A 7,252-nucleotide genomic window follows, 5' to 3' on the forward strand; every position below is an offset into this window, starting at 1 on the left:
CGTCAGGGCTGGCGTTGCGCCACGATAAACAGCCGCGGAAAAGCGAGCAGTATCTGCCCATTTTCCTGGAGCGGATACTGCTCTTCCAGCAGTTCATGGTAGCGTTTCAGGAAACGTTTCTGCTCGCTCTCGTTAAGTTCCTGGAGCCACGGGCGCAAGCCGGTGGCGCTTACCCAGTCAATTATGGCCTGGTGCGAGCTCATTTTATGGAAATAGGTTGTCCGCCAGATATCCACGTCACAGCCCGCCTCGGACAAGATATCGTAGTAGGCATGCACACCCGGGAGAGGTTCGCGGCCGCGGTCAGGGTAGTCTTGTTCCAGCGCCACTTCACGCATCGCCACATGAGTAGGTTCAAGCCAGTTGTCAGGCATCTGGATTGCTAATACGCCGTTAAGCGTGAGTAAAGAAACGAGATGAGGCAGGAGATCGTAATGGTCAGGAACCCATTGCAGCGAAGCGTTGGCATAAATCAGGTTCAGCGGCTGGCCAGGCTTGTACTGGCGGATATCGGCCTCAACAAAATGGCAGTCAGGCAATGCGGCTCTGGCTTCCTCAAGCATTGCAGGGGAGTTGTCGACCCCGGTAATGTGCGCCGAAGGCCAGCGATGCTTCAACAGCGCGGTGCTGTTTCCCGGCCCGCAGCCTAAATCAGCGATGGTGGAGACCTCATCCAGAGGAATTCTGGCGAGCAGTTCAGCGGCAGGACGCGTTCTTTCCGCGCCGTACTGCAGATAAAGAGAGGGATTCCAGTCGGCCATTTTGGTTCTCCGTTTAGCATGCTTCTGCAAGAGTAGCACAGCATTAAGAACAGAGATAATAGGAGAAAAAATAGAAAAAGGAAATATTACCCCTTAAATTCTTAAGGGGCAATACTTTAATTGTAATTATTTTATGATTATCGTTTTTTAATATTTTATCGGCTAAGTGCTTCTTACGCTCTGTACCCGAAACTATAAATATTAGATAATCATGAATGGATATATCCCTGGTGTTTCGTAGGTCTTTGACCTCCTGGCCACTGAGTTTCACGAGGACTTAGTGGCCGGGTACTTTTTAAGTATAAGGAATACCATGCACAATGAAAGCTGTCCTAAAAGACAGGGGATAATAGTTTCAGGTGTTATTATCAGGAATAAGAGCAATGAATTCTGTTATTGAGTTTTTTTGCATGATTACGATGATTTACCGTCAGCATTAGCCCGCGAACTCTTCCGACTCAGGAGAAAAACCTTTCGGGACCGACTCGACTGGAAAGTTGAATGCGTTGAAGATATGGAAAAGGATCGGTTTGACAACCCAAACACGACATACTTGCTGGGTATGTATGAGGGACAGTTGTTATGCGGCGCACGATTCATTAACTCGACGCATCCGACGATGATAAGCGAAATATTTCACAATTATTTTGACGAAGCCATTATTTTCCCGGCAGATGTTCCCTGCTGTGAAATTAGCCGTTTATTTTTAGATAAAGAAACGCGAGACTCCGCAAGTCTGCAGGGCGTGCCCGCCAGTAAGGCATTGTTTCTTGCAATGAATATGTATTGCATAAAGCAAAAATACCATGGAATGTACGCTGTAGCCAGTCGCGGTATGTATGCCATATTTCGCCATGCGAACTGGAAAGTTGAAGTTATTCAACGCGGTGTTTCTGAAAAAGGGGAGGTTATTTACTATATTTATATGCCTGCCAGCACCAGCATTATTGAAGACATTATTAGCAAAGACAAATCCAGTCACTGGCTTCGCGAAATGCTGGAGCATTTACGCCACTTATAACCAGTGGCTGAGGCTCAGTCGTCCAGTAAGCGTAGTTCTGTTCCAAGCTTTATTGCGTGTCTGGCATTATTCACACCGAGCTTTTTCATTACATTTCCCATATGGAACTTAACGGTGCGTTCAGCAATAGACAAAATAACAGAAATTTCTGCGTAGGTTTTCCCGGCGCTGACCCATTTAAGGATTTGTCGCTCACGTGGCGACAGAAAAACATTCTTTTTCTGTTGATGCTGGCTATACAGATTGAGTGTCTTCTGATGCAGTTGAACAAGGAAGCTTAGAAATTGTGGCCGATATTTTTCTATATCAATACCAGAATGCTTAGGACTGATGACGGATAAGACGACAAGATTATTCAGATAGTCATGCAGAGGAAAAGTCTGTCCCTGGTAGATATCATACTGGACGCTTTCGTTGAAAATGCGCGTCAGGTTATAACCATCCGACAGAATGACATCACTTTCCCAGAAAAAATCTTCAACACAGCGCAAAGCCCGAATGATAACAGGGTCAATGAACTGATATTTCCTGTCGAGGTAGATATCAAACCACTCGGGGCTGTTATTGATTATCCGCATCTGGGAAGGATCTTTCTTGTTCATAATGGCGTAGGCGAAGACGATCCCTTTGAAATCCTCAAAAAACGCGTCCAGCTCACTCTGAATTAGCGTATTGATCGCTATGTCGTTGTAATATGTATCCTTCACGTGAGTTGCTTGCCTCCTGTTCGAGTGGAGGAGCAAGTATAATATGCTTCGTTATCTGTAGCGAGTCGCATTTTAATCCAGCCAACAGATAAGACAGGCTACCTCAACTGGTAGCCTGGCCAGCGTGTGGCATTTCTAATGGTAAATGCAGATGACTCGGCGAATTTTTGAAGATTTTGTCAAATCCCGAAATAGTTCACTAAATATAGTAGGCTGCAAAATTTAGGAGGTTTTCCGCTTTACATTTAAGTAATGGACAAGCGTACCGACCCAGATTCAAAATCAGGATTTTAACCAGCAGTCTACATAATGCCTTTAAGAGCAATATGATAAAGCAGCATGATGGTTTTACCGTCGACAATCTTGCCTGTTTCTATGCCGCGTAATGCCTCTTCAAGCGTCATTTCCAGCACGTCGATATCTTCTCCCTCAGCCTTGATCCCGCCGCCTGCGCCGGTTCTGTCTTTCGGCTGATACTCGGCAAGATAAAAATAGAGTTTTTCCGTGACGGAGCCCGGGCTCATATAGGCTTCAAAGATTTTCTGCACCCTCGAAACCTGAAACCCTGTCTCTTCTTCCGCTTCAGCTTTTATGCGGCTTTCGGGATCCATGTTGTCCAGCAGTCCCGCCGCGGCTTCGATTAAATCGTCCTCATGGCCGTTGATAAAGACGGGAAAGCGGAACTGGCGCGTCAGGATCACCGTTTTTTTCTCACGGTTGTAGAGAAGAATAGTCGCGCCGTTGCCACGGTCGTAGACCTCCCGTTGCTGTCGTTGCCATTCGCCGTCACGGCGCTGCAGGTCGAAGGTGTATTTTTTAAGGTTGTACCAGTTATCTGACAGGGTTTCACTGTCAATGATGCGCACATCTGCACGTTTTGATTGCACGTTTGTTCCTCCTTACGTAGAGTAATTATCATAAACAGCATTATTGTGCACTTTCAAGATAAAACATGCAACATCAGGAATTCATGATGCTCACCAGTCAGCGAAAAAAATTGATCCTCGAAAAGCTCGGCGCCGAAGGTCAGGTCCAGTCAAAAGCACTCAGCATGCTCTTTGACGTCTCTGAAGACACCATTCGGCGTGATTTACGCGAGCTGGCGGAAGAAGGGCGTTTACAGCGGGTTCACGGCGGCGCGCTGCCGTCATCTTCTGCTATTGCTCCCTATGCCGAACGGCAATCCGTGAAGATGGATGCAAAAAAGAGGGTCGCCCGGAAAGGGGCACAGCTGATTTCATCAGGGCAGGTGGTGATCGTTGACGGCGGCACGACAACTTCAGAGCTGATTACGTTTTTCCCTCCTGACCTGCGCATCACGGTGGTTACGCACAGCCCGAGCATCGCCCTGCGGCTCGTGGATCATCCGTCCATCGAGGTGATTCTGATTGGCGGTCGCTTGTATAAACACTCCATTGTTGCGGTTGGCGCTGCGGCCATCGAAGGCATCGAAAATATTCATGCAGATCTGTTCTTTATGGGCGTGACCGGGATCCATCCTGAGGCGGGGCTGACAACCGGCGATTTCGAAGAAGCGTGCATCAAACGTGCATTTTCCGGCAGAGCCGCGGAGACGGTCGTCCTGGCTTCTCCGGAAAAGGTCAACACAGCGTCTTCGTTTGTGATTGGCGATGTGTCATCGGTGAACACCATCGTCGTTGAAGACAATACCGATCGGGACTGGATCCGCGCGGTATCGGAAAAGGGGGTATCCGTCGTGTTGACCTCGGAGAGTGACTGAAAAAGCCTTGTGCTACGCGCCCTCCGGCGCATGGCACACAGCCTCAATATTGTGGCCATCGGGCGAGATGACAAACGCGGCATAGTAATTTTCACCGTATGACCTCAGCCCCGGCCCGCCGTTATCGCGTCCACCGGCGCGCAGGGCGGCATGGTAAAACGCATCGACCTGCTGGCGCGTGTTGGCCACAAACGCCAGATGCAGAGGAGCAGGTTTATCATTTGTCTGAAAAAGACAGAGCGAAACATCGCCTGAACTCATTTCGACACCGTAGTCTGGCGTGCCCTCATCGATGAGTTCTACACCAAGCGGCTTAAGCGCATGGAGGAAGAAGGTTTTACTTTTTTCATAATCACTGACGCCGAATTTCACATGATCGAACATGGTTCCTTCCTTTATGAGATGGAGAAATAACCAGTATAGAAGGAGAGTGGGGCGACCATACGAAACAAATTCCTTTAGTCAGGAGACTTCGCATTTTTCTTCCTCTTCATTTTTTACATTGATTCACTTAGCTATATCGCCGAACGTTTCCGTCCAACGAACGTCCAGCGCAGGTAGTCGTAAAGCCAGTTAAACAGCATCGTATAGGGCAGGAAAAACAGCACCAGGCCAATCTCAACAAAAAATGCCTCCGTCACGGTCAGGTTCAGCATAACCATTGCCACAGGGATTAAGGAGATGATAAGTCCCGTTTCAAAACCAACCGCATGGATTGCGCGAACGAGAAATGTGCGTTGAAACTGATGTTTTTTCTGCAGGGAATCAAAGAGCTTATTAAAAATAAAATTCCAGACCGTTGCGGTAAGTGCAGATATCACGGACAACGAACCTGACTGAAGTACCGACACGTTCATCAGCCAGGCGAGTGACAGCGCGATGATAACGTTGGCCGTCACTTCAAAAATGACAGCGTGGAAAACTCTCTCTTTAACACTTTTATTTAATTCAATTTCCATTTGCTTACGACAGCGTTTTTCAAAAGTTGAAGTATATCAGACATTTTTCAACCCTTTCTAAACGTGCAGGTTATGTTAAATACAGCCCAGGCCCGCTAGTGTAGAACGCACGGCCTCGGTAAGAGGGGTCTGCGGTTCATGGCCTAAAAAGGCGATCAGTTTTGAATTATCCATCTCTATTGTCTGCTCCCAGAGATAGCGCATCTCCCGCATTTCACGCAGCGTAGTGTTAAACGGACTCATTGCAGAGACCAGCCACCATGGAAATGACTTCACCTTCGCCTTAATACCGGCATGCTCAGCGACGTGCTTAACGGCTGTGGTCATCGCTGTCCCATCAGGATCCCAATGCCCACGCATATGGAAACTGGCAAACGGTTCGAGCTCATCCCGCCGCGCCAGCAATGCCGCAACGGTTTCGGCGACATCCGGCAGATAAGCCCACTGATGTCCTGCGCCGGGTTGCCCGGGATTTTTAATAACCTTGGGTGGATGCCCTGATTTTACCAGTCCCTGTGAAAACCAGTTGTTGCCTGCGAGGGGACCAAAAAAGTCACCCGCCCGCAAAATGAGCACCTTTCCGCCACGCTGAGCATAGGTTGAGAGCGCCTTCTCCATTTGCACGCGTATGGCTCCTTTTCGGGTAACCGGATCCTGAGGGGAATCCTCGCGTAAGAGGGGAAAAGCATCCGGACCGTAGTTATAAATCGTGCCCGGCAGAACGATTAATGCACCGTTTCGCTCCGCTGCGTTGATGGTGTTATGCAGCATGGGTAAAACCAGCTGTTCCCAGTTTCGATAACCCGGCGGGTTAACGGCATGGACAATCACGCTGCAGTCTGACGCCGCTGCCTCAACCCGTTCAGCATTCTGCGCGTCGCCGCTTATCCAGGTCATACTTTCGTTCCGATCGTCATGTTGAGGGGCGCTGCGGCGCAATGCCCGAACATCCCATTCGTCTCGGATCAATTTACGGGCAATTTCGCCACCGATCCCACCCGTTGCGCCCAGTATCAGTACCTTATTTGTGCTTATCATTGTCTGGCCCTTATTGGATATCTGCTTGACATCTTAAGGGCCGCACGAGCTAAATGTAATTGCATAATATAAGCCAGCAGGTATGCATTTTTGTATGAAGCTAAATATCCCGTGGGAATGGTATCGCACCTTTTTGGCCGTGATGAAAGAAGGGTCTTTGTCAGGGGCCGCACGCAGGCTTGCCATTACCCAGCCAACCGCCGGACGCCACATTGCGGCACTGGAATCAGCCCTGGGCCTCGTTTTATTTACCCGTTCGCAGACGGGATTGCAGGCCACGGATGCAGCCGTTGAGCTGAAGGGGCATGCTCAGGCGATGGAAAATACGGCCATGATGATTGAGCGGTCGGCTGCGAGTTTCAGCTCCGGCGCAACCGGGTTGCGGGGCGTGGTGCGCGTCGCCGCCAGTGAAATCATCGGCGCGGAGGTTCTGCCTCCAGTGATTGCACAGATAAAGGATGCATATCCGCAAATAACCGTTGAACTGGTTCTGTCTAACCGAGTTCAGGATTTACTGAATCGGGAGGCGGATATTGCCGTACGCATGGCCACGCCGGTGCAGGAGCAACTGATTGCCCGTCGGATGGGCAGGGTTGAAATAGGTCTGCATGCCGCGCCAGCCTATCTGTCACGACGTGGTGCTCCGGAAAGTATTGATGAGTTATTCACCCATACGCTTGTCGGTTTCGATAATTTGACACCCTTTATTTTACAGGCACTTAAACAATACCCACAGCTAAACCGCGATCTGTTTACCGTACGGACCGACAGTGATATTGCCCAATTAAACCTTATACGCGCAGGGGCCGGTATCGGTATGTGTCAGGTTCAACTGGCAGATTTTTCTCCGCCGTTGCAGAGGATAATGCCTGATTTCTTTGCGTTTCATCTGGACACATGGCTGGTGATGCATGAGGATTTACGCCACAGTCAGGCCTGCAAAACGGTGTTTGATTTTCTTGCTGAGGGTTTACTGGCTTATATCAACAGGGCAAAACGGTAAGCCATGCACTGTGAGGCGATCA

The 7,252-nt window shown here is 49.2% G+C and carries 9 protein-coding genes; 3 read left to right on the top strand and 6 right to left on the bottom strand.

Annotated elements, in window-relative coordinates:
- Positions 1-2: 2 nt before the first annotated feature.
- On the bottom strand, positions 3-761 hold the full coding sequence (gene tam / locus ACWKXN_RS05400; RefSeq protein ID WP_048981351.1) for a trans-aconitate 2-methyltransferase: 759 nt from the start codon (positions 759-761) through the stop codon (positions 3-5).
- 406 nt (positions 762-1,167) lie between these two features.
- Between tam and ACWKXN_RS05405 the strand changes: the two genes are divergently transcribed.
- A complete protein-coding gene (locus ACWKXN_RS05405; protein WP_454543430.1) occupies positions 1,168-1,782 on the top strand; it encodes an acyl-homoserine-lactone synthase in 615 nt (204 codons plus the stop codon).
- A gap of 14 nt (positions 1,783-1,796) precedes the next feature.
- On the opposite strand, the gene ACWKXN_RS05410 is transcribed toward ACWKXN_RS05405, so the two are convergent.
- Positions 1,797-2,489: a helix-turn-helix transcriptional regulator gene (locus ACWKXN_RS05410; RefSeq protein ID WP_023311808.1), complete on the bottom strand. Its 693-nt coding sequence runs from the start codon at positions 2,487-2,489 to the stop codon at positions 1,797-1,799.
- Positions 2,490-2,791: 302 nt separating this feature from the next.
- Complete coding sequence (locus tag ACWKXN_RS05415; RefSeq protein ID WP_058840585.1) at positions 2,792-3,376, bottom strand: NUDIX domain-containing protein; 585 nt, start codon at positions 3,374-3,376, stop codon at positions 2,792-2,794.
- 86 nt (positions 3,377-3,462) lie between these two features.
- Here ACWKXN_RS05415 and ACWKXN_RS05420 point away from each other — a divergent pair, with 86 nt between their 5' ends.
- Positions 3,463-4,230, top strand: coding sequence for a DeoR/GlpR family DNA-binding transcription regulator (locus ACWKXN_RS05420; protein ID WP_454543446.1), 768 nt, complete (start codon positions 3,463-3,465; stop codon positions 4,228-4,230).
- 12 nt (positions 4,231-4,242) lie between these two features.
- On the opposite strand, the gene ACWKXN_RS05425 is transcribed toward ACWKXN_RS05420, so the two are convergent.
- From ACWKXN_RS05425 to ACWKXN_RS05435, 3 genes are all read right to left on the bottom strand, one after another.
- Positions 4,243-4,614 carry a VOC family protein gene (locus ACWKXN_RS05425; protein WP_454543431.1) on the bottom strand — a complete coding sequence of 124 codons (372 nt, stop codon included), beginning with the start codon at positions 4,612-4,614 and terminating at the stop codon, positions 4,243-4,245.
- A gap of 131 nt (positions 4,615-4,745) precedes the next feature.
- Complete coding sequence (locus ACWKXN_RS05430; protein ID WP_454543432.1) at positions 4,746-5,189, bottom strand: PACE efflux transporter; 444 nt, start codon at positions 5,187-5,189, stop codon at positions 4,746-4,748.
- 75 nt (positions 5,190-5,264) lie between these two features.
- Positions 5,265-6,227 (bottom strand): NAD-dependent epimerase/dehydratase family protein, encoded by a 963-nt coding sequence (locus ACWKXN_RS05435; protein WP_454543433.1) that lies wholly within the window; start codon positions 6,225-6,227, stop codon positions 5,265-5,267.
- 94 nt (positions 6,228-6,321) lie between these two features.
- Between ACWKXN_RS05435 and ACWKXN_RS05440 the strand changes: the two genes are divergently transcribed.
- Positions 6,322-7,230, top strand: a complete 909-nt coding sequence (locus tag ACWKXN_RS05440; RefSeq protein WP_454543434.1) for a LysR family transcriptional regulator — start codon at positions 6,322-6,324, stop codon at positions 7,228-7,230.
- The last annotated feature ends 22 nt before the right edge of the window (positions 7,231-7,252 follow it).

Source organism: Enterobacter sp. UPMP2060 (assembly GCF_053709655.1).

What these genes read in the sequence shown, in the direction of transcription:
- tam (WP_048981351.1), bottom strand. Translation starts at nt 761, where the DNA reads ATGGCCGACTGGAATCCCTCTCTTTATCTGCAGTACGGCGCGGAAAGA.
- ACWKXN_RS05420 (WP_454543446.1), top strand. Translation starts at nt 3,463, where the DNA reads ATGCTCACCAGTCAGCGAAAAAAATTGATCCTCGAAAAGCTCGGCGCC.
- ACWKXN_RS05425 (WP_454543431.1), bottom strand. Translation starts at nt 4,614, where the DNA reads ATGTTCGATCATGTGAAATTCGGCGTCAGTGATTATGAAAAAAGTAAA.
- ACWKXN_RS05430 (WP_454543432.1), bottom strand. Translation starts at nt 5,189, where the DNA reads ATGGAAATTGAATTAAATAAAAGTGTTAAAGAGAGAGTTTTCCACGCT.
- ACWKXN_RS05435 (WP_454543433.1), bottom strand. Translation starts at nt 6,227, where the DNA reads ATGATAAGCACAAATAAGGTACTGATACTGGGCGCAACGGGTGGGATC.
- ACWKXN_RS05440 (WP_454543434.1), top strand. Translation starts at nt 6,322, where the DNA reads ATGAAGCTAAATATCCCGTGGGAATGGTATCGCACCTTTTTGGCCGTG.